We start from the raw sequence: 19,868 nt of genomic DNA on the forward strand, positions 1-19,868 counted from the left end.
TCGAACGAGTGGCCCAGCGATTGGCATACTGCCGGTATCCAAAAGGGAGGAGAACCCGTGCCGACCAGCGCCGCCGACCGCCTCCAGACCCTGCTCGAGACGCCGGCCCCACTCCGGGACGGCTACCTCGACCTGCTGGGCACCGCAGACCAGGCGGGCCCGCCGACCGGGCTCACGCAGCGCCTGATGCGCACGACCCTGCTCCCGCAGGTCTACGAGCGGTACTGGCGCCCCGCCCTCGGCCGCGCGCTCAAAGGCCCGTCCGGCCCGAGCATGGCGGGCGAGGTCCGGCTCGCCGCGCAGCTCCTCCGGCTCGAACCCGGCCACACGGTCCTCGACGTCGCCTGCGGAACCGGCCGGTTCACCCGGGCGTTCGGTGCGGCCGTCGGCCCGGGCGGGCTCGCGATCGGGCTCGACGGCGCCCGCACCATGCTCGCCAAGGCCGTCGCCGAAGGCGGCCCGGACACCGTCGCCTACCTGCGCGCCGACGCCGTGCGCCTCCCCCTGGTGACGTCCACAGTGGACGCCCTTTGCTGCTTCGCCGCGCTGCACATGTTCGCCGAGCCGGAGACCGCATTGGACTCCTTCGCGCGCGTGCTGAAACCGGGCGGCCGGATCGCGCTGCTGACGAGCGCCCGCAGCGGCCGGCAACCCGCGCGCCTGATCGCGTCGGCCGGCGGGATCGTGAGTGGCCAGAAGATGTTCGACCGCGGGGAAATCGCGGCGAGCCTGCGCGCCCGCGGCTTCACCGAGATCACCGAACGGTACGCCGGGGTCACGCAGATCGTCGCGGGCCGGCTCGGCTGAGCGCCGCGGATTGTCGGAGGTGCCGGTTAGCATCGCCCCATGACCCACGCCGACCCCGTCCCGCCCGACGACAGTTACCTGCGTTCCCTGGTCGAGGCCACCGCCGACGCCGTCGCGGCCGCCGAACCGCTGTCCTCGCCGCACACCGGCGCGGACGAGGCGACGCGGGCCGAGGTGACCGCCGCGATCGAGCGCAGCTCACCCGATCTGGTGGCGTTGAGCCAAGATCTGCACGCCCACCCCGAGGAAGGATTCGCCGAGCACCGGTCGGTCCGCGCCCTGGCCGATCTCCTGCGGCGCCACGGCCACGAAGCCACGATCGGCGTCGGCGGGCTCGACACCGCGCTGCGCGTCAGCACTCCCCAACGCGAGGGCCCGCACATCGCCGTGCTCGCCGAGTACGACGCTTTGCCCGGGCTCGGCCACGCGTGCGGCCACAACGTCATCTGCACCACCGCCGCGGGCGGCTTCCTCGGCGCCGCCACCATCGCCGAGCGGCTCGGCGGCCGCGTCAGCCTGATCGGCACGCCCGCCGAAGAAGGCGGGGGCGGCAAGGAGATCCTCGCCCGCGCCGGCGTGTTCGACGACGTCGACGCGGTGATCATGCTGCACCCGTTCAGCCACGACATCGCGCTGCACCCGTTCCTCGGGCGGCGGCAGCTGGAGATGGTCTTCCACGGCGTCGGCGCGCATGCGAGCGCCCAGCCGTTCATGGGCCGCAACGCGCTCGACGCCGCCGTCTCCGCGTACCAAGGCGTCTCGGCGCTGCGCCAGCAGCTCCCGCAGAGCGACCGCGTCCACGGCGTGTTCACCGACGGCGGCGCCCGGCCGAACGTCATCCCGGCCCGCGCCGCGCTGCTGTTCTACCTCCGGTCCCAGACCCCGGAGACCCTGCGCGACCTCGCCGCCCGCATGACGTCGATCGCCGAAGGCGCCGCGGCGATGACCGGCTGCGGCGTCGAGCTGATCTGGGACGCTCAGCCGGCCTACCTGCCGATCCGGTTCAACACCGCACTCGCCGGGCGCTGGTCCGTCAACCAGGTCATCACCGGCCGCAAACCGCTCCCGCCGGGCATCGTGCCGGAGTCGCTCACCGGCTCGACGGACCTGGGCAACCTGTCCTACCGGATGCCCGCACTGCACCCCATGCTCGCGGTATCGGGACCCACGGTCGCCTTGCACACCAAGGAGTTCGCGGCCGCGGCCGGATCGGAGACGGGTGACGCGGGCGTCCGCGACGGCGCGCTGGGCCTGGCCCTCACGGCCGCCGACTACCTCGCCGACGCCGAGCTGCGGCAGGCGGTGCACGACGAGTTCGAGGCGGCGGGAGGAGCGCTGGACGTCCCGTCGTTCTTCGCCTGACACCTGAGGAACGGCTGAGTTTTCTCAGCTGATTCTTCTCAGCAAAGCCTGAGGTGTTTCCACAGGCTGCTCACAAGCACAGGCGCGAATCTGGTGCCATGACCGAAAACGAGAGTCGGCCCGGCCCCGCCTCAACCGGTGGGCACCAGCCGCACCACAGCACTCAGCAGTACGGGCCGTACGCGCAGTACGCCTACCAGCAGCAGGCGGCGCCGAATCCGCTCTTCACGCCGCCCCAGGCGCCCACGGCGCTGAAGGCCAAGCCGCGCAGGGGTGGCCGGGTCGCGATGATCGTCAGCGCGACCGCGCTCGGCGCCGCGCTGGTCGGCGGGGTCGGCGGCGCGGCGATCGTCGGGCTCACGACGACCTCGGCGGACGGCGCGACGACGTCGGTCACCACGCCGGCCGCGAACGGGCAGACGGTCTCGAACTCGACGTCCGGCGACGTCAGCGCGGTCGCGGCGAAGGTGACGCCGAGCGTCGTCCAGATCAACGTCACGACCGATCAGGGCGAGGCCATCGGCTCCGGCGTCATCCTCACCTCGGACGGCCGGATCCTGACCAACGCCCACGTCGTCGACGGCGCCCGGAACGTCGTCATCACCACCTCCGACGGCAAGAAGTACCAGGCGAGCGTGGTCGGCGCGGACACCAAGGCGGACATCGCCGTGGTCCAGGCGCAGAACGCCAGCGGCCTTACCGCGGCCAGCCTCGGCGACTCGAGCAAGCTCGTCGTCGGCCAGGAAGTGGTCGCGATCGGCTCGCCGGGCGGCCTGCAGAACACCGTCACCACCGGCATCGTCAGCGCGCTGAACCGCAACCTGTCCGACATCGGGCAGGGCGAGCAGCAGCAGCGCTCGCCGTTCAGCCGCACGTCGAACCAGAGCAACGACTCGCCCAGCTACACCGCGATCCAGACCGACGCCGCGATCAACCAGGGCAACTCCGGCGGGGCGCTGGTCGACGCCCAGGGCAACGTGATCGGCATCAACTCGGCGCTGTACAGCCCGTCGGCCTCGGCCAACGGCGCGGCGGGCAGCGTGGGGATCGGCTTCGCCATCCCGATCAACGACGCCAAGAAGATCGTCGACCAGATCGTGAACAACTAGGACACGGACGGGCCGTGGTCGGGGCGGCCCGTCCCCCCGCTTCGGGGAGCGGGAGAACACGCGAAGGCCGTTTCGAGAGTCAATCGGGGGCTCTCGAAACGGCCTTCGTGCTGCTCAGAGGCGGTAGTTGAGGGTCAAGTGGTGGTCGTCTCCGTCGATCTCGATGATCGCCGTCCCCGCGATCCCGGTCAGCTCGCCCGCCCCGGAGCCGGTGACGATCTGCAAGGTCATCCCCGACTCCTCGTCGGCCGTGTGGTGCAGGACGAAGCTGCCCTTGCGGCCGTCGACCGAGACTTCGAGCCGCTCGAAGCCCACATAAGCGCGCGAAGTCGCGTTGTTCACCGTCAGGAGCTCGACCTCGCTGGTCCCCTCGACCGTCCCGGTGAACGTCTTGGCGATCACCACCCGGGCGAGCTCGTTGCCGGCGAACTCGTCGGTCGCCTGGGGCTCCCACTTGTCGACGGTGAACGACGCGGTGGCGGTGCTGGTCATGGTGATCCCTTCCTCGATGTGGACACCAGCGTCCCAGCCATACCTGACAGGAAGCGTCAGGTTTTGTCAGCGCCTTCGATTGCCGAACAACCCGCGCGTGATCTCCCGGCCCAGCGCGCTCGCCGCCGACCGCATGAACGACTTGACCGCCGGGTTCTTCATGGCCGACTCGAGGAACCCCGGCTCGTCCTTCTCCGGAGCGGGCGCCTCGGGAGCCGCTTCCGGCGACGGAGCAGGCGCGGCGGCGACCTTCGCGGCCAGCTTCTCGTAGGCCGACTCCCGGTCGATCGTCTCGGCGTACTTCGCGTGCAGGCCGGACGAAGACACGGCCGCGGCGACGGCCTCGTCACCGATCGAGCCCATCTTCGACCGCGGCGCCCGCAGCCGGGTCCACGCCACCGGCGTCGGCGCGCCCCGCTCCGACAGCACCGTGACGATCGCTTCGCCGATGCCCAGCGAGGTCAACGCCGTGTCGAGCTCGTAGAACTTCGTCTTCGGGTAGGTCTTCACCGTCTTCGCCAGCGCCGCCTGGTCGTCCGGGGTGAACGCCCGCAGCGCGTGCTGGATCCGGGCACCGAGCTGCGAGAGCACGGCGTTCGGGACGTCCGTGGGCAGCTGCGTGCAGAAGAACACGCCGACGCCCTTCGACCGGATCAGCTTCACGGTCTGCTCGATGCGCTCGAGGAACGCCTTCGACGCGTCGGCGAACAGCAGGTGGGCCTCGTCGAAGAAGAACACGAGTTTCGGCTTGTCGAGATCACCTTCCTCGGGCAGCTCCTCGAACAGCTCGGCCAGGAGCCACATCAGGAACGTCGAGAACAACGCGGGCTTCGACTGCAGGTTGTCCAGCTCCAGCAGCGTGATGACGCCCTTGCCGCCGTCCTGGCGCATGAGGTCGTGCACGTCCAGCTCGGGCTCGCCGAAGAAATCCTCGCCACCTTGGGCCTCCAGATTGGACAGTGCACGCAGGATCACCCCGGCCGTCGCCGCCGACACCCCGCCGATGCCCTTGAGGTCTTCCTTGCCCTCATCGCTGGTCAGGTGCGTGATCACCGACCGCAGGTCCTTCGTGTCCAGCAACGCCAGGCCGCGCTGGTCGGCCCAGTGGAAGATCAGCCCGAGCGTCGACTCCTGCGTCTCGTTCAGCTCCAGCACCTTGGCCAGCAGCACCGGTCCGAAGCTCGTGATCGTCGCCCGGATCGGCGACCCCTTGCCGCCGGTGCCCAGCGACAGGAACTGCACCGGGAACGCCGCGCCCGCCCAGTCGTCGCCGAGCTCCTGCGAACGCTTCGCGACCTTGTCGTTCGCCTCGCCGGCCGCGGCCAGCCCGGACAGATCACCCTTGACGTCGGCGAGCACCACCGGCACCCCCGCCGCCGACAGCTGCTCCGAGATCAGCTGCAAGGTCTTCGTCTTGCCCGTTCCGGTCGCGCCGGCGACGAGCCCGTGCCGGTTCAGCGTCGCCAACGGCAGGCGCACCGCCGCCGCCGCGTCCGCCTGCCCGTCGATCACCACCGCACCCAGCTCCAGCGCGGCACCTTCACTCGCGTAACCAGCGGCGATCTCCCTCGCCGGCGACTCCTGCTCCGCCACTGCCCACACCCCGATCTGTGTCCTGGACCACACCGGGAGCGTAACGCGCCGTACGCGCAGGTAACGCCCTTCACATCCCCGTGTCGGGTTAGGGTCACCAGGTGACCGACCGCCTAGTCTGGATCGACTGCGAAATGACGGGGCTCGACCTCGGCAAGGAAGCGTTGATCGAAATCGCCGCCCTCGTCACCGACGCGGACCTGAACGTGCTCGGCGAAGGAGTCGACATCGTCATCCACGCCGACGAGGAAAAACTCGCCGGGATGCCCGAAGTCGTCCGCGAGATGCACGCCCACTCCGGCCTCACCGAAGAAGTCCGCCGCTCCACGGTGACCCTCGAAGAAGCCGAACGCCGCGTCCTCGACTACATCCGCGAGCACGTCCCCGAACCGGGCACCGCCCCCCTCGCCGGCAACTCCATCGGCACCGACCGCGGCTTCATCGCCCGCGACATGCCCGCCCTCGACGCCCACCTCCACTACCGCATGGTCGACGTCTCCTCCATCAAGGAACTCGTCCGCCGCTGGTACCCGCGCATCTACTACGCCAAGCCGGAAAAAGGCCTCGCCCACCGGGCCCTGGCCGACATCCGGGAATCCATCGGCGAACTCGACTACTACCGGCGCGTCGCCTTCGTCCCCCAGCCCGGGCCGACCAGCGAAGAAGCCAAGGCAGCCGCCGCTGAAGTGCAGGAACACCACCAGAGGTGACCCCCTGAAAACCGGTCGCGGGCACCCGCTACGATTACTGCAAGCGAGGTGATCGCAAGCAGATCCCCTCGGCGATGGTGGGCGTAGCTCAGCTGGTAGAGCACCTGGTTGTGGTCCAGGAGGTCGCGGGTTCGAAACCCGTCGCTCACCCCATCACCCCAGTTTGGACTCCGGTCCGAGCTGGGGTTTTTGCGTTCCGCCGTCCGTGGCAACGCTCACGACCGGATGGCTCAGCGTGCGAGCGGCCGAATGCCGGTGCACGGTGTTCTGGTGGCACGTTCAGCACCGAAGATCCGGGCTCGTAAGAAGAAGCTGCGATACGAGGACATCACCGTTGTCGACCAGTCGTTGCTCAAGCGCGCGGTGGGAGCCGCCGCGCTCGGCAATGCCATGGAGTGGTTCGACTTCGGTGTGTACGCCTACATCGCCGACACCATTGCCGAGGTGTTCTTCCCCGCCAGTGTGTCCCCCGGGGTCCGGCTGATCGGGACCTTCGGGGCCTTCACCGCCGCCTTCCTGATGCGGCCCCTCGGCGGGCTCGTGTTCGGACCGCTCGGGGACCGGATCGGACGGCAGAAGGTACTGGCCGTCACCATGATCATGATGGCCATCGGGACCCTGTGCATCGGGTTGATCCCGTCGTACGCCTCGATCGGGGTGTGGTCGCCCATCCTGCTCGTGCTCGCGCGGATGGTGCAGGGGTTCTCCACCGGCGGCGAGTACGGGGGCGCGACCACCTTCATCGCCGAATACTCGCCCGACAAGCGGCGCGGGTTCATGGGCTCCTGGCTCGAGTTCGGGACGCTGTCCGGGTACGTGTTCGGGGCGTCCGTCGTCACCGGGATGAAGGCCTGGGTGCCGCACGAGACGCTGCTCGACTGGGGCTGGCGCGTTCCGTTCCTGGTCGCCGGGCCGCTCGGCATCATCGGGCTCTACATGCGGCTGAAGCTCGAGGAGACGCCGGCGTTCCAGAAGCACGCCGAGGAGGCCGAGAAGCGAGGGCGCGCCGGGGAGCCGTTCTGGAAGATGTTCACCGAGTACTGGCCCGCGCTGCTCATCTGCGTCGGCCTGGTGCTCGTGTTCAACGTCACCGACTACATGCTGCTGTCGTACATGCCGACGTACCTGTCCGAGCAGCTGCACCTCGACGCCACCCACGGCCTGCTGCTGATCATCGTCGTCATGGTCGTGATGATGCTGATCATCATGGTCGGCGGGCGGATCACCGACCACGTCGGCCGCAAGCCGGTGATGATGGCCGGCTGCCTCGGCTTCCTCGTGCTGTCCTGGCCGCTGATGCTGCTCGTGCACGACGGCGGGCTCGTCCTCACCTTCCTCGGGCTGATGGGCCTCGGCCTGCTGCTGCTCTGCTTCGAGGTGTCGATGCCCGCGGCGCTGCCCGCGCTGTTCCCGACGGCCATCCGGTACGGCGCGCTGTCCATCGCGTTCAACATCTCGGTGTCGCTCTTCGGCGGCACGACCCCGCTGGTCATGCAGTCGCTCATCTCCGCCACCGGCCACGACTTCTGGCCCGCCTGGTACCTGATGGCGGCGGGCGCGATCGGCGCCGTCGCGGTCTACTTCAGCCGCGAGACGGCGAACAAGCCGCTGTGGGGCTCGGGGCCGGCGGTGTCGACCGAGGCCGAGGCGCGGGAGCTGGTCCGCGGGTCGGGCTAGTTGGCCGCCGTCCGCCACTCGTCCCAGGACAGCTGCCACACGCTCCAGCCGTCGGTCGGCTCGAGCTTCGGGCCGCCGCTGTTCTGCACCGTGACGACGTCACCCTTCTTGGACGTGTCCATCAGCCACTTCGTGTTCTCGGTGGACAGGTTCAGGCAGCCGTGGCTGACGTTGCTGTGGCCCTGCTGCCGCACCGACCACGGCGCGGAGTGGTAGAAGATGCCGCTCCAGGACAGGCGGACCGCGTACTGCACGAAGGTGCTGTAGCCGCCGGGCGCGTCCTCGGGGACGCCGTAGGTGGCGGAGTTCATCGTGTAGCCGGTGTGCTCGCTCATGACGGTGTAGGTGCCCTGCGGCGTGTTGTGGCCGGGCTTGCCCATGGAGGTCGGCATGGTCTTGACCTCCTTGTCGTTGATCGTGACCGTCATCTGGTGGGTCTGGCCGTCGGCGACGGCGACGAGCTTGTCGCCGACGGTGGCGCTGGCGCTCTTGTCCTCCCGGCCGTAGCTGCCGCCGCCGAGCGGCTTGCCGTAGACGGCGGCGTCGACCTTGATCTTGGTGCCGCTCTTCCAGTAGTCCTTCGGCCGCCAGGTGACCTGCTTGTCGCCGGACCAGCGGAAGGCGCCCTCGGTGGCCGGCTCCGCGGTGACCTTCAGCGCCTTCTCGGCCGCGGCCTTGTCGGTGACGTTGCCGGTGAAGGTGAAGATCAGCGGCATGCCGACGCCGACGGTCTCGCCCTCGACGAGGTTCACCGAGACGTCGAGCTGCCGGGCCGGCTTGACGGTGCTGAAGGTCGTCTCCGACGTGACCGGTTTGCCATCGGAGCCGGTGGCGGTCGCGGTCAGCTTGTAGGTCTTGTTGTAGCCGAGCGGCTCGGCGGAGTCCCACCCGGAGCCGTCGGCCCGCGACTTGCCGGCGACGGCCTTCCCGTCGGCGCCGGTGAGGCTGACCTCGCCGACCTTCCCATCCGCGACGGAGACGCTCACGGGCTCCCCGGGCGCGACGTTCTTGGCGTCCTTCGCGGGCGTCAGGGTGAGCACGGCCGGCTTCGGCGCGGGCTTGGGAGCGCTGCTGGGGCTCGCGGAGGCGGTCTCCCGCGGAGGTTCACCCGAAGAGGTACTGCTGCACCCGGCCAACGAGAGCCCGATCACCCCGGCGGCCACCAGCAACCGCACCGTCACACCCCGCATGCCCACCCGCCTGTTTCGCCGTCGATGTCCGACTACAGTGTGCCCGACCAGCCGGGACACCGGGGCGGCAACGCCGGAACTCCGGTTAGGGGACCCCCCTGAAACGGGCCCCGGAGCGGGTGCTAATCTTTTCCACGTCGCCGAGGGAAGCCTCCGGCAGACACCGGCGCCATTAGCTCAATTGGCAGAGCAGCTGGCTCTTAACCAGCGGGTTCGGGGTTCGAGTCCCTGATGGCGCACCCCACTGAATCGAAGCCCACCTGCGGGTTCCTCCTTCGCGAGGATCTTGCCGGTGGGCTTTGGTCGTGGATGGGACCGAACGAGGCCGCACTCGCGCGACCAGCCGGTGAAGGTGTGCGTCACATATCCCGGTGCTCAACGACCCGACGTACCGATTGGCCAACAGGTACCCGACCGGCTCCCCGCTCTGCCCCTGCTGCGATCGCAGTGCCGCCCCCGCCACCAAGCCAGGATCCACAGCGCCAAGGTGCAGACGCTCGTTCAGGTCTTCGGCGGGCACACCACCGTGCGGCCACTACGCCCCTCCACTTGGTGCAACACCTGCATTACCGCCGCAGGGTGACACCGGCGGAATTCCAGTGACCACCAACAACCAAGCTTCGGATTGGCCGGGACGGAGCCCGGATTCTGCATGCCCTCATCGTAAATATGTGAGTCGGCTGGTTGGAGTAGCCGCTCAGCGATCCAGAAAGTCCGGCCGTAGGCAGATTCGGCAACCGTCAACTTTAAGCAGGGTTGGAACTCTACGATCAGCTGGGCGTCCTGGAGAGTGATCGAGTACGGGAGCGTCTGGATGCCCTGCAACAGCGACGTGAGGTGAACTGAGATGCCCACAGCATCGACCGCGGAGTCCGTCACCCTGCTTCGGGCGGCAGGGGCCCTCCAACCGGAGCAGGACCTACGCAATCCCGACCTGCTGGCATCCCGGATCCTCCCGTGGTGGCCACCCCTGAGTGCCATGGTCAAAGTTCCCGGGCTACGCACACTCATCGGCCGGACAATCCGCAAAAAAGCGGCCGCCGGGATGTGGTACGAAGTGGCTCGAACGAAATACATGGATGACGTTTTGTCCGACTCGATTGCGGCCGGTGCAGGTCAGGTTGTTCTGCTCGGGGCCGGGTTCGACAGCCGTGCTCATCGCATGCGGGAGGAGATCGGGAGCGCGTCGGTCTTCGAAGTGGATCGGCCGCACATGTCCGTGCGCAAGCAGAAGCGCGTCCGCGGCTTGCCCAAGGCCGATGTCCGGTACCTGTCGGCGAATCTCGAGGAAGACGATCTGGGCGAAGTTCTGCAACAGGGCGGCTTCGACCCGGCCGTCCGGACCGTGGTGTTGTGGTCGGGGGTGACGCCGTACTTGCGGGCGGAGGGCGTCGAAACCACGTTGCGCTGGTTCGCACGACTGGCACCCGGCAGTTCTCTGGCCTTCGACTACTGCTGGCAGGAAATCCTGGACGGCACGGCCGTCATCCCCGAGGCGCAGGCCGTCCTCCGGCAGGTGGCCGCGCGTGGCGAGCCGTGGCGTTGGGGTGTCCGGCGAGGCCGGGTCGACGAACTGCTCGCCGCGCACCGGCTGCACCTGGTCGAAGACCTGGAGGCCGCCGCGGCTCAACGTCGATACCTGACGCGTTCCGACGGGTCAGTGCAAGGACCGATCTGGTTCTTCGGCGGCTTCGCCCATGCCCGGGTGCCCGAGCAGTAGTCATAGGAGGTGGGATCGTTGCCAGATGGCCGTGGTGAGCCGGCCCTTGATGAAGCCGGCGTCCGTACAGAAGGCCACCAGACGTTCGGACATCCAGCGCAACGACTCGTGGTAGTGCGGATTGGCGAGCGCGGCGCGATAGGCCGCCCGCGGATCCAGCCCGGCTCGCCGGTAGGTCGCCGGCCGGAGCAGTGTGCGTCCCAGCGACCACGCCAGCAACGCCACCCCGATCCGGTTCACCCGGCGCGCGAGCGGCCCGGCTTCCGCCATCGTGCGCAGCGCGGCCTCGCGCGCGTACGTCACGTGCCGGCTCTCCTCCAGGACGTGGATCCGATAGACCATCCGAAGCAAGGGCTGAATGGTTTCGTCGTTCATCGCCTCGCGCTGCAGGCGATCCACCGGCTCCTCGAAAAACAGTGCGCTGGCCCAGAAGAACGGGCCTTGGGAGATGATCGCCGAAACGACGTTCACCAGCTTGGTGACGAGCTTCGACTGCGGCACGACCGAACCGCCGAGCCACGTGATCGCCTTGGCGAACATGGTCGAATGCCGGCACTCGTCAGCGACTTCCGTCAAGGCGTACAACGCCGGATCCGACGCCGGAGCGCCCTCCTGCACTGCGCGGAGCAATGACCGCATGAGACTGAGTTCGGCGTGGATGACAACGGACGCCAGCGTGATCGCTTCCTGGCGGGCGACCTCGATCCGCTGCTCCGGCGAGAGTGACTCCCACAACGGAGTGCCGTAGAGAGGCAATCGGCGCGTCGGGAAGCAGAGCTTGTCTTCGTCGATCGGTGCGCGCCAATCGATATCCACCTGCGGATCGTAGGATCGATCGGCCGACGACCTGAGCAACCGCCGGGCGGTCTGCTCTTGGTTCACCTGAACTCCCAACTTTTCTTCGTCCGTCTTCAGGCTGCCCAGCGTGAACCCGAGCTGTCAACGCCGGCGGCCTGGTCACCGATCTGCTGCAGCAGGCACCACCACGAAGTCGGAACCACGGGCTACTGATTTCGGCCGACCGCGGCGGCAAGGTTTCGCCGCAGGGCCGCTGACGCCGGCGGCATCACCACGACTTCGGTGGAGGAATCTCATGACCGTTCGGACGATGCCCCGGTCGCCGCGCACGGCGAGGTCTCGGGCGCGGCCCGGCTGGGCGCCCTGGGTGCTCGGCGCGGTCGCCGGTGGCCTGGTGCCGTGGGTGTTCGTGCTGGGCCGGTCCCTGCCCGCGACCACGCAGGTGCGGCACTGGCCGGCCGCGTGGATCGGACTCGACCTGGCCACGGCGATCGGCTGCGCGACCAGCGCGCGCTTGCTCCACCGCGGCGACGACCGCGCTCGTCTGGCGGCGTCGGCCGTCGCGGCGCTCATGGTGGTGGATGCCTGGTTCGACGTCCTCACCGCGCAGGCCGGCACCGATTTCACCCAGGCCGTCGTCTGCGCGGTCCCGGAACTGGCCTTGGCCGGCTTGTGCACGTGGCTCGCCCTGCGCAACGCGCAAAGGGTGGTACCAGGTTCACCATGAGGCCGGGTACAGGTTTCCTGGCACCGTCCTCCTGCGGTGCCCTAGCGTCGTGCCATGACGATTGCAGCCGGGCTGAGACGCACGGTCCTCCGGGCGCGGCGGGACACCGGCTTCCTCGCCGCCGGTGTGCTGCCGCACCTGGCGCTGGTGCCCGTGTGGACCTGGACGGCGACGACGACCGCCAGGACGGGGAACTGGCTCCTCACGGTTTCCGTCTCGGCCGTCCTGGTCCTGCTCGGCACCCCGCTGCTCACGGCCGTTCAGCGGGCTCGCCACCGGGTGCTCATCGGTGTGGACCTCCCCCGGCTCACCCCCGCCGCGCCGGAACGATGGACCTGGACCTCGGCCGCCCGGTGGCTCGCGGCGTCGCGGCTTTGGCGCAAGATCGGCTACCACCTCCTGCTGGGCCCGCTGCTCGCCCTGCTGGAGCTGCTCGTGCTCGCCGTGGCGGCGGCGAGCCTGGCGGGCGTCACCGCCTACGCCTGGTCATGGGCGCTGCCCACCGGAATCCGCCAGGACTGGTTCGGTTACCTGACCCAGCTGCCGGCCTATACGGCGGCTGGGCTTCTCCTCCTGTGCGCCCTGCCCTCGACCGCGCGGGCAGTGGCCCGGGCCGAAGCGAGGCTGGCGTCGGACCTGCTCGGGCCCAGCCGGGCGGAGCGGCTCCAGGAGCGGGTCGATCAGCTGGCCCTGAGCCGGACCGATTTGATCGAGGCCGTCGACGCGGAGCGTCGCCGGATCGAGCGCGACCTGCACGACGGCACCCAGCAGCGGTTGGTGTCTCTCGCGGTCAACCTGGGCCTGGCCGTGGCCACCCGCCCGGACCTGCCGGGTGATGCCCGCGAGGTGATCGCGAGAGCGCACCTGGAGGCGAAGGAGGCGATCGCCGAACTCGACGACCTGGTGCGGGGACTGCACCCGGCCGTACTGGAAGACCGAGGCCTGGACGCGGCGTTGTCCGGACTGGCTGCGCGCACGCCCCTGCCGGTGCGGCTGCGGGTCGATCTGGAGGAGCGGGTGGCGCCCCACGTGGAGTCGGTCGCGTACTTCGTGATCTCCGAGGCGCTGGCCAATGCCACGAAGCACGCCAACGCGATGCGCGCCGAGGTGATGGTCCGTCAGGTCGGCGAGGTCCTGCGAGTGCGCGTCACCGACGACGGGCTGGGCGGTGCCGACGCCGCCGCCGGTACGGGGCTGACCGGGCTGGCCAAGCGGGTCGGCTCCCTCGACGGGGCCTTCCACTTCAGCAGTCCCGCCGGCGGACCCACCACCATCACCGCGGAGCTGCCGTGCGCGCGGTGATCGCCGAGGATTCGGTGCTGTTGCGCGTCGGCCTGATCAAGGTGCTGGAGACGGGCGGGTTCCAGGTCGCCGCGGAAACCGGCGACGCGGAGGGGCTGTTGGCCGCAGTGGCCGAGCACCGGCCCGAACTCGCCCTGATCGACGTCCGGATGCCGCCCGGCTTCACCGACGAGGGGGTGCGAGCCGCGATGGAGATCCGCCGGCGCTGGCCGGGGACGCCGGTGGTGCTGCTTTCGCAGTACGTGGAGGAGCGGTACGCGGCCGACCTGCTGTCTGCGAACACCAGCGGTGTCGGCTACCTGCTCAAGCAGCGGGTGGCCGACGTCGCCGACTTCGTGGCGGCGGTCCGGCGGGTGGCGGCCGGGGGCACGGCCCTGGACCCGCAGGTCGTCGCCCAGTTGCTGCTGCGGCGCGACAGCGACCCGCTCGCGCGGCTGACTCCCCGTGAACGGGAGGTGCTCGGCCTGATGGCCGAGGGACGCTCCAATGCCGGCATCGCGCAGGCGCTGGTGGTCAGCGAAAGCGCCGTGGCGAAGCACATCAACAACATCTTCACCAAGCTCGACCTGCCTGTGGCCGACGCCGACCACCGCCGCGTCCTGGCCGTGCTGCGGTTCCTCGGAGCGTCCCCGGCTACGGCTGGAGTGGAGGGCCCACCACCTGGCCGGGGTAGTCCCGGAAGTAGCTGAGGAAGTACTCGACGTCCGGCTCGAACCGGATTCCGTGGCTGTCCGCCAGCAGCCGGCGCCCTTCGGCGGAGAGGGCGACGTCGCCGCCCCGGTACTCGCCGGGGTGGCCATCGAGCAGACGTGCCAGCTCCTCCTCGCCGATGCCGTCGAGGTCCTGCTCGAACACCAGGCTTTCGTCGCGGCCGTAACCGGTGACCGCCCACATCTGCTTCTCCACTCGCCTGGTCGGGTCGCCGTCCTCTTCGAGTACTTCTCGACGGCGCCGTGCTGGGAGTCCCACTCAAGGGGATCAGCGCGCTCTCGCGCCAGGCGTACCCGGCCGCCTCGCGCGATCAGGCAAAGAACAGTCAGAAGCACAACGGCGAATCGACCGGAAGGTCCGGGGCCGCTGCGGATTGCTATTTCTTGACCTTCACGTCGTCCATGCAGGTCGAGCTGACCGTGAGGTCGCGGTACGGGTAGTTCTCGCGGTCGAGCAGCTCCATCGCCATCAGCTCGGCGTGGTCGTGGGCACGCTGGGTGGCGTCCTCGCCCGCGGGGACCTCCACCGCGACGCGGAAGCTGAAGCCGCCCAAGTGCGAGCTGTAGGTGAGTGATCCCGTTTCGCTGAACACCATCTCGGACAAGGCGGCCGAGCCCACGTTGGACAACAGCCTCTCGCGGACGGCTGGCGTGGGCTTGTCGAACTTGCCCCGGACGAGGACGCGGTACGTCGGCATGTCCTCAGGCTAGCCCGGCGGGGAAGTCGTTTTCGCAAGGTGCGTCGCCGGGGCGGTCTGCGATACTGGCCCGATGGACCAGACCGGGATCCCGGGGCCAGGAACCACGCACGACTGGGCCAGCCAGGTCGACACCGGCCACCTCGACCACATCCGGCGTCACCCCGCTCAGTTCGCTCCTGGCGGCGTCGGGCACTTGGTCCTCGAAGTCCTCGCCTACGCCGACGAAGAGGCCGCGGCGAACGGTGGCGGGCGGTGCTCGGTCACGCTGCACGCCGATGGTTCGGTGTCGGTTGCGGACGACGGCCGGGGCACCGCCACCGTTTTCGACGATCAAGGTTGCGCGGTCAAGAAACCCGTCATGGTGTCGAAAGACCTGCGGTTCTTCGACGCGCCCGACCCGGCACCACTGGCCGACGGGCATCCGCGCCGGGGGATGTCGGTGGTCGCCGCCTTGAGCGAGTGGCTGGTGCACACCAACCGGCGGGACAACGGCTCCTGGTCGCAGCGCTACGAAAACGCGCTGCCCGCCAGCGGACTCGTCCCGATCGCCGTCGACGGGACCACCGGGACGTCCGTCCACTTCCGACCCCTCGATGCCGTGCGCGAACTGGGCGCCGTGCACGTCGACGACCTGCTGCGGTGGACGTGGTCCTCGGCGCACCTCGCGGTCGACGTGCGCGTCACCCCCTGAACGGCGTTGCGCACCGGCTCCGGACGAACATCGAGCGCCGGAGCGCGGCGGGATCCTCGGTGCCCGCGACGCGAACGACCTGGCCATGATCACCCCTCGGCGCACGTCGATGCAATGTGCGGGGAGCCTGGAGGAATGATCGACTTCGCGCCCGCCGAAACCGCCCGGCCGCGATTCCGGTCGAACCGCCCTCTCCGGTGATGTCCGGGCCCGCACTCCGGCCCGAAGGTGGTCCGGTTACGGGCATGACGGTAAATCTGCGGGACCGGTCCCGCCGCCAATGTGCCATTCTGTTCCGATGGGGGGAACTGAGCCGTTCGGATTTGTCGGGGCCGATGTACTGGTCAAACTGCTCGGGGCGCTTTGCCTGCGGCCGCGGCGTGGGGACCGGCCGCGGAAACTCGACGAACAATGCCACTGGGGTGACTACCAGGACGAACGGTCCGAACGGCGGGGCCTGCCCATGGTGTGCCTCGTCCGGCCGCCGGAAAACGGGGATGTGCTGCCCGCCGTCGCGGAGCGGCTCAAGACCGCGAAACCGCAGGGGAGCATCCGGTACGCGCGGCCGGACCTCACTGCGTACGAAGGGAAGGACTCAGCCGGGCCCGCGACCGCCGGCTCCGTCACCGTCGTGCGGGACATCCTGCGCGAGGCGCGGAAAGAACTCGGGGACAGCGCGACCGCGCACACCAGCCGGCTGCCGTTCCCGCTGTTCGACCTCGTCTACTGGCTCATGCTGCAGGACTACGACGGCCGCGAGGATCCCGACGGGGTGCTGCGGCGGGCCATCCGGCGGATCAGCCTCGCCGAACGGTTCAGCTCCTCCGCCGAGGACGCCGTCAAGCAGCTGCCCGAAAACCAGGGCGTCTGGAAGGTGTTCTCGCTGCTCGTGCGCGGGCTCACCCTGCTGACCTTCCGGATCGCCGTCACCGGGCGGGTGCCCTTGCTCTCCGGGCGGTACCGCTGGTTCCTGCGCCAGCCCCACCTCGCCCCCGAGATGTCCGGCAGCTTCGTCCGCTTCGCCCGGCGGCTCACCAAAGGACAGTGGCAGGAAGAGGCCCCCGAGTACGTCTGTCGCCTGCTGCTCAACGCCTTCCTCGAAGACCTGCGGCGCGCCTACCGGCTGCGGCCGTGGCGGGTGTGGCGGCGGCGCCGGATGACCTACCCGGTGCTGCTGCTCGACGAGGTGAGCGTCGGCAACGGCGGCTACCGGCTGCTGGAACTGGTCAACTCGGTGCGCAACCAGGTCGGCCTGTTCGACCCGCTGCTGGTCGTCAGCGCCAGTCCCGCGCCACCGCCGGACGCCGAGCCGACGCCGCACCGCCCGCAGTTCCAGGCGGAGCAGGCGCGCGCCGCGTACGTGGCCTGGCAGAACCAGCTCGAACGCGACCGGCGGGAGCGCCGGCCGACCGCCTGGTACCTGCCGATCGGCGTCCGGCCGCCCGGCGAAGACGACGAACCCCGGGTCCGGCAGATGCTGCAGACCCTGGGCAGCGACTACCGGTTCCGCAGGCAGGTGCGGCCGCCGTGGTGGGCGAGCCGGTGGACGCGGATCGGCGCGCCGGTCGTGGTCGTCGCGCTGGTCGCCGGGTTCGTCGCCTACCGCGCCCACGACACCTACGCCGAGCACTGCGGCTCCGGCAATCCCTGGCTGACCTGGACCGGCAGCGAGTGCGTCGGGGTCACGGACGGCTCCGAGGACGTCTTCCAGCCGTCGGACGCGACGATCCGGCAGGTCGAGGCGGTCGTGCTGGACCAGAACCACCGCGCGGAGCAGCTGCACGAAGCCCATCCGGAACGCCCGTACATCACGCTCGTCGTGCTGCAGGCGCTGACGTCGTCCAACAACCTCGCGGACGGGCTGACCACCGAACGCGAATCGCTGGAAGGAGTCGCGGTCGCCCAGCTGCGGCAACTGAACGCGCCCGGCTCGGCGGACCCGATCGTCCGGCTGCTCATCGCCAACGCGGGCCGCAACATGCGGGAAGGCGTGCGGGTGGCGAACCAGCTGCGGCTGCAGGCCCAGCAGGACAGCAGCATCGTCGGCGTGGTCGGGCTGGACATGAGCAGCACGCCGACCCAGCGGACCATCGCCGCGCTGACCAACGCCGGGCTGCCGATGGTCGCCTCGACGCTGTCCGCGGACCCGCTGGCCGACCTGAACCCGATGTACTTCCAGGTGACGCCGCAGAACCGGCGCGAGGCCGCGGTGGCGGCCGGGTTCGCCGACCGGCTGCCGGGCCCGCGCGCGGTCCGCGTCTACTACTCCGACGACGACGCCGACGTGTACAGCACCAACCTGCGTGACGACGTGCTGAAGGCCTTCCGCGACAAAGGTTTCCAGGCCGAAGCGCGGGCGTTCACCCCGGACGGGGGCCTGGGCGGGCCGCCGTCGCACGTGCGGTACGGCGAGACGCTGCTGGGCAACGCCGGTGCGGCCGGGCGGGACACCTGTTCCTACGACGGCCTGGCGTTCTTCGCCGGCCGGGGCGTGCCCGACTTCGGCCAGTTCCTCGGCAGCGCCGCGCAGTGCGGCAGCCGGGCCACGGTGATCGGCGACGACGACGTCACGCGGTTCGTCGCCGACCAGGGCGAACGCCGGCGCAACCGCGCGCTGCCCTACTACTACCTCTCGTTCGCCACCGCGCCGGTCACCCAGCCGAGCGGTGCCGCGCTCGACTTCTACACGACGCTGGACGAGACGCTGTTCCCGTTCGAGCGGACGCCGGAGGGCCGCTCGTACGACGGCCACGCCGCCCTGGCCTACGACGCCGCGCAGGTGATGATCGTCGCGGCGGCGTACCTGCGCGAGACCGCGGCCGAGATCCCGGTGACGCCGGGGGCGATCTGGCGCGAGATCACCGCCATCCACACGTCGCGCCCGGGCGCCGAACAGGTCAACAAGTACCTCGAAGGCGTCACCGGCACCATCGATTACGGCGGCGACATCGGCCGGAACGTGCCCCAGAACAAGCCGGTCGCGGTGATGGGCGTGTCGGGCGGCGAGGTGGACAAGTCCGTGCACGGCTTCTGCGGCGCCGCCGACGGGCCGGTCTCGGACACCTGGTGCCCGCCCGATCCGTAGCGGACACCTCTGGTCAAACCGGGCAAGGTGAGCAAAACTCACCTTCATGCCCGAACTGAGAGTTTTCAGCCTGCTTGCCCGGATCGGGTTGACCTGCTACGCGGCCGTCCACCTGATCGTCGCGTGGCTCGCTGTCCAGGTGGCGCTCGGCGACAACGAACGGGCCGACAAGGCGGGCGCGTTGCAGATCGTCGCGTCCGAGGGCGGCGCGTGGCTGCTCTGGCTGGTCGCCGTCGGCACGGGCGTGCTGGCACTGTGGCAGCTCGCCGAGGCGATCACCGGCCACCGGAACGCCGGGCCCCGGCGGCGGTGGGTGCGGCGGACGGTCAGCGGCGTCGAAGTGGTGCTGTACGGCCTCGTCGCCTACAGCGCGGGCAAGACGGCACTGGGCGCGTCCGGCAAGGCGGGGTCGGTGGTCGCGAGCGTGCTGGGCCGTCCGGGCGGCGCGGTCGCGGTGATCGCGGCCGGCGTCCTGGTCATCGCGATCGCCGCGTGGCTCGCCTACCGCGGCGCGCGCAAGAAGTTCCTCCGCGACCTCGACTTCGGCGGCGCGTCCCGGACGCTGCGGCGATCGACCACCCGGCTCGGCCAGATCGGCTGGTGCGCGGTGGGGGCCCTGTACGCGACGGTGGGGGCGATGTTCGTCCTGGCCGCGGTCCGCTACGACCCCGCCAAGGCCGGCGGCCTGGACCCGGCGCTGAAGACGCTGGCCGTGCAGCCGTACGGCCAGGCGCTGCTGCTGGCACTGGCCGCGGGCATCGCGGTGTTCGGCGTGTTCGCGCTGCTGGAGGCGCGGTTCCGCCGGCTGTGACGCCGACCGGGGCCGTCCCCCGGGTCAGCGGTGCAGGTGCTGGGCCCAGTCCGCGGGCACGCGGTCGGCCGGCCCGGGCGCGGGCTGGGTGAGCGGCCGGTGTTCGGGCCCGGCGAGCGCGGGGCCCGATTCGTACAGCACTTCTTCGCCGTAGTCCCAGAACCACTCTTCACCGGGCTCGAAGCTGCGCGCCAGCCGGTGCCCGCTGGCGGCGGCGTGGCCGCTGGCGTGCTGCCCGGGCGACGAGTCACAGCACCCGACGTGCCCGCATTCCGCGCAGCGGCGGAGGTGGAACCACCAGCCCTGCGGGTCCGCGGTCTCGCAGTCCGCACAACCCGGGCCGCTGGGCGGCACCGAGGGATCCACTCCTTGCACGCGCACTC

19 protein-coding genes, 2 tRNA genes and 1 pseudogene are annotated in these 19,868 nt (G+C 70.0%); 14 read left to right on the top strand and 8 right to left on the bottom strand.

Going from position 1 to position 19,868, the window contains the following annotated elements:
- Positions 1-57 precede the first annotated feature (57 nt).
- From ACFPLC_RS02990 to ACFPLC_RS03000, 3 genes are all read left to right on the top strand, one after another.
- The gene (locus tag ACFPLC_RS02990) at positions 58-807 is read left to right on the top strand and encodes a class I SAM-dependent methyltransferase (protein ID WP_378198855.1); all 750 of its coding nucleotides are present in this window, start codon (positions 58-60) and stop codon (positions 805-807) included.
- 39 nt (positions 808-846) lie between these two features.
- Positions 847-2,169, top strand: a complete 1,323-nt coding sequence (locus tag ACFPLC_RS02995) for a M20 family metallopeptidase (protein ID WP_378198852.1) — start codon at positions 847-849, stop codon at positions 2,167-2,169.
- Between the two features lie 98 nt (positions 2,170-2,267).
- Positions 2,268-3,278 carry a S1C family serine protease gene (locus ACFPLC_RS03000; RefSeq protein ID WP_378198849.1) on the top strand — a complete coding sequence of 337 codons (1,011 nt, stop codon included), beginning with the start codon at positions 2,268-2,270 and terminating at the stop codon, positions 3,276-3,278.
- A gap of 114 nt (positions 3,279-3,392) precedes the next feature.
- Here ACFPLC_RS03000 and ACFPLC_RS03005 read toward each other — a convergent pair whose 3' ends face one another.
- Entirely contained in the window at positions 3,393-3,770 is a 378-nt protein-coding gene (locus tag ACFPLC_RS03005; protein ID WP_378198846.1) for a DUF3224 domain-containing protein, read from the bottom strand.
- Between the two features lie 66 nt (positions 3,771-3,836).
- Positions 3,837-5,363, bottom strand: a complete 1,527-nt coding sequence (locus ACFPLC_RS03010) for a helicase HerA-like domain-containing protein (protein WP_378198843.1) — start codon at positions 5,361-5,363, stop codon at positions 3,837-3,839.
- A gap of 101 nt (positions 5,364-5,464) precedes the next feature.
- Between ACFPLC_RS03010 and orn the strand changes: the two genes are divergently transcribed.
- From orn to proP, 3 genes are all read left to right on the top strand, one after another.
- Positions 5,465-6,073 carry an oligoribonuclease gene (orn, locus tag ACFPLC_RS03015; protein ID WP_191310649.1) on the top strand — a complete coding sequence of 203 codons (609 nt, stop codon included), beginning with the start codon at positions 5,465-5,467 and terminating at the stop codon, positions 6,071-6,073.
- A 77-nt stretch (positions 6,074-6,150) separates the two neighbouring features.
- Positions 6,151-6,226 (top strand) — tRNA-His (locus tag ACFPLC_RS03020).
- Positions 6,227-6,322: 96 nt separating this feature from the next.
- On the top strand, positions 6,323-7,750 hold the full coding sequence (proP, locus tag ACFPLC_RS03025) for a glycine betaine/L-proline transporter ProP (RefSeq protein WP_378198840.1): 1,428 nt from the start codon (positions 6,323-6,325) through the stop codon (positions 7,748-7,750).
- Here the strand turns inward: proP and ACFPLC_RS03030 are convergent.
- Positions 7,747-8,940: an Ig-like domain-containing protein gene (locus ACFPLC_RS03030; protein WP_378198838.1), complete on the bottom strand. Its 1,194-nt coding sequence runs from the start codon at positions 8,938-8,940 to the stop codon at positions 7,747-7,749. The two genes, proP and ACFPLC_RS03030, sit on opposite strands and share 4 nt — an antisense overlap.
- Positions 8,941-9,106: 166 nt before the next feature.
- Between ACFPLC_RS03030 and ACFPLC_RS03035 the strand changes: the two genes are divergently transcribed.
- A tRNA-Lys gene (locus ACFPLC_RS03035) sits at positions 9,107-9,179 on the top strand.
- A gap of 608 nt (positions 9,180-9,787) precedes the next feature.
- A complete protein-coding gene (locus ACFPLC_RS03040; protein ID WP_378198835.1) occupies positions 9,788-10,660 on the top strand; it encodes a class I SAM-dependent methyltransferase in 873 nt (290 codons plus the stop codon).
- On the opposite strand, the gene ACFPLC_RS03045 is transcribed toward ACFPLC_RS03040, so the two are convergent.
- Positions 10,661-11,542: an AurF N-oxygenase family protein gene (locus ACFPLC_RS03045; RefSeq protein WP_378198832.1), complete on the bottom strand. Its 882-nt coding sequence runs from the start codon at positions 11,540-11,542 to the stop codon at positions 10,661-10,663.
- Between the two features lie 211 nt (positions 11,543-11,753).
- On the opposite strand from ACFPLC_RS03045, the gene ACFPLC_RS03050 reads away from it, so the two are divergent.
- Genes ACFPLC_RS03050 through ACFPLC_RS03060 form a run of 3 tightly spaced genes read left to right on the top strand, consistent with a single transcriptional unit; the run spans position 11,754 to position 14,176 of the window.
- Positions 11,754-12,185 carry a hypothetical protein gene (locus ACFPLC_RS03050; RefSeq protein ID WP_378198829.1) on the top strand — a complete coding sequence of 144 codons (432 nt, stop codon included), beginning with the start codon at positions 11,754-11,756 and terminating at the stop codon, positions 12,183-12,185.
- 54 nt (positions 12,186-12,239) lie between these two features.
- Positions 12,240-13,487 (top strand): sensor histidine kinase, encoded by a 1,248-nt coding sequence (locus tag ACFPLC_RS03055; RefSeq protein ID WP_378198826.1) that lies wholly within the window; start codon positions 12,240-12,242, stop codon positions 13,485-13,487.
- Positions 13,475-14,176: a response regulator gene (locus ACFPLC_RS03060; RefSeq protein ID WP_378198823.1), complete on the top strand. Its 702-nt coding sequence runs from the start codon at positions 13,475-13,477 to the stop codon at positions 14,174-14,176. Before ACFPLC_RS03055 ends, ACFPLC_RS03060 begins: the two co-directional genes overlap by 13 nt.
- Here the strand turns inward: ACFPLC_RS03060 and ACFPLC_RS03065 are convergent.
- The 3 genes and pseudogenes from ACFPLC_RS03065 to ACFPLC_RS03075 all read right to left on the bottom strand — a co-directional run bounded on the left by ACFPLC_RS03065 (position 14,121) and on the right by ACFPLC_RS03075 (position 14,895).
- Complete coding sequence (locus ACFPLC_RS03065; protein WP_378235682.1) at positions 14,121-14,456, bottom strand: hypothetical protein; 336 nt, start codon at positions 14,454-14,456, stop codon at positions 14,121-14,123. The two genes, ACFPLC_RS03060 and ACFPLC_RS03065, sit on opposite strands and share 56 nt — an antisense overlap.
- Positions 14,429-14,533, bottom strand: a pseudogene (locus tag ACFPLC_RS03070) (hypothetical protein); the annotation flags it as partial. The pseudogene ACFPLC_RS03070 and the gene ACFPLC_RS03065, both read right to left, overlap by 28 nt.
- Positions 14,534-14,574: 41 nt before the next feature.
- Positions 14,575-14,895, bottom strand: a complete 321-nt coding sequence (locus ACFPLC_RS03075) for a DUF6204 family protein (RefSeq protein WP_378198818.1) — start codon at positions 14,893-14,895, stop codon at positions 14,575-14,577.
- A gap of 73 nt (positions 14,896-14,968) precedes the next feature.
- Between ACFPLC_RS03075 and ACFPLC_RS03080 the strand changes: the two genes are divergently transcribed.
- The 3 genes from ACFPLC_RS03080 (at position 14,969) to ACFPLC_RS03090 (ending at position 19,485) form a co-directional block, all read left to right on the top strand.
- Entirely contained in the window at positions 14,969-15,589 is a 621-nt protein-coding gene (locus ACFPLC_RS03080) for an ATP-binding protein (protein WP_378198815.1), read from the top strand.
- A gap of 298 nt (positions 15,590-15,887) precedes the next feature.
- On the top strand, positions 15,888-18,674 hold the full coding sequence (locus ACFPLC_RS03085) for a type 1 periplasmic-binding domain-containing protein (protein ID WP_378198813.1): 2,787 nt from the start codon (positions 15,888-15,890) through the stop codon (positions 18,672-18,674).
- A gap of 46 nt (positions 18,675-18,720) precedes the next feature.
- Positions 18,721-19,485 carry a DUF1206 domain-containing protein gene (locus ACFPLC_RS03090; RefSeq protein WP_378198810.1) on the top strand — a complete coding sequence of 255 codons (765 nt, stop codon included), beginning with the start codon at positions 18,721-18,723 and terminating at the stop codon, positions 19,483-19,485.
- Between the two features lie 24 nt (positions 19,486-19,509).
- On the opposite strand, the gene ACFPLC_RS03095 is transcribed toward ACFPLC_RS03090, so the two are convergent.
- Positions 19,510-19,860, bottom strand: coding sequence for a UBP-type zinc finger domain-containing protein (locus ACFPLC_RS03095; protein WP_378198807.1), 351 nt, complete (start codon positions 19,858-19,860; stop codon positions 19,510-19,512).
- Between the last annotated feature and the right edge of the window lie 8 nt (positions 19,861-19,868).

Source organism: Amycolatopsis plumensis, assembly GCF_042652605.1.
Taxonomy (GTDB): Bacteria; Actinomycetota; Actinomycetes; order Mycobacteriales; family Pseudonocardiaceae; genus Amycolatopsis; species Amycolatopsis plumensis.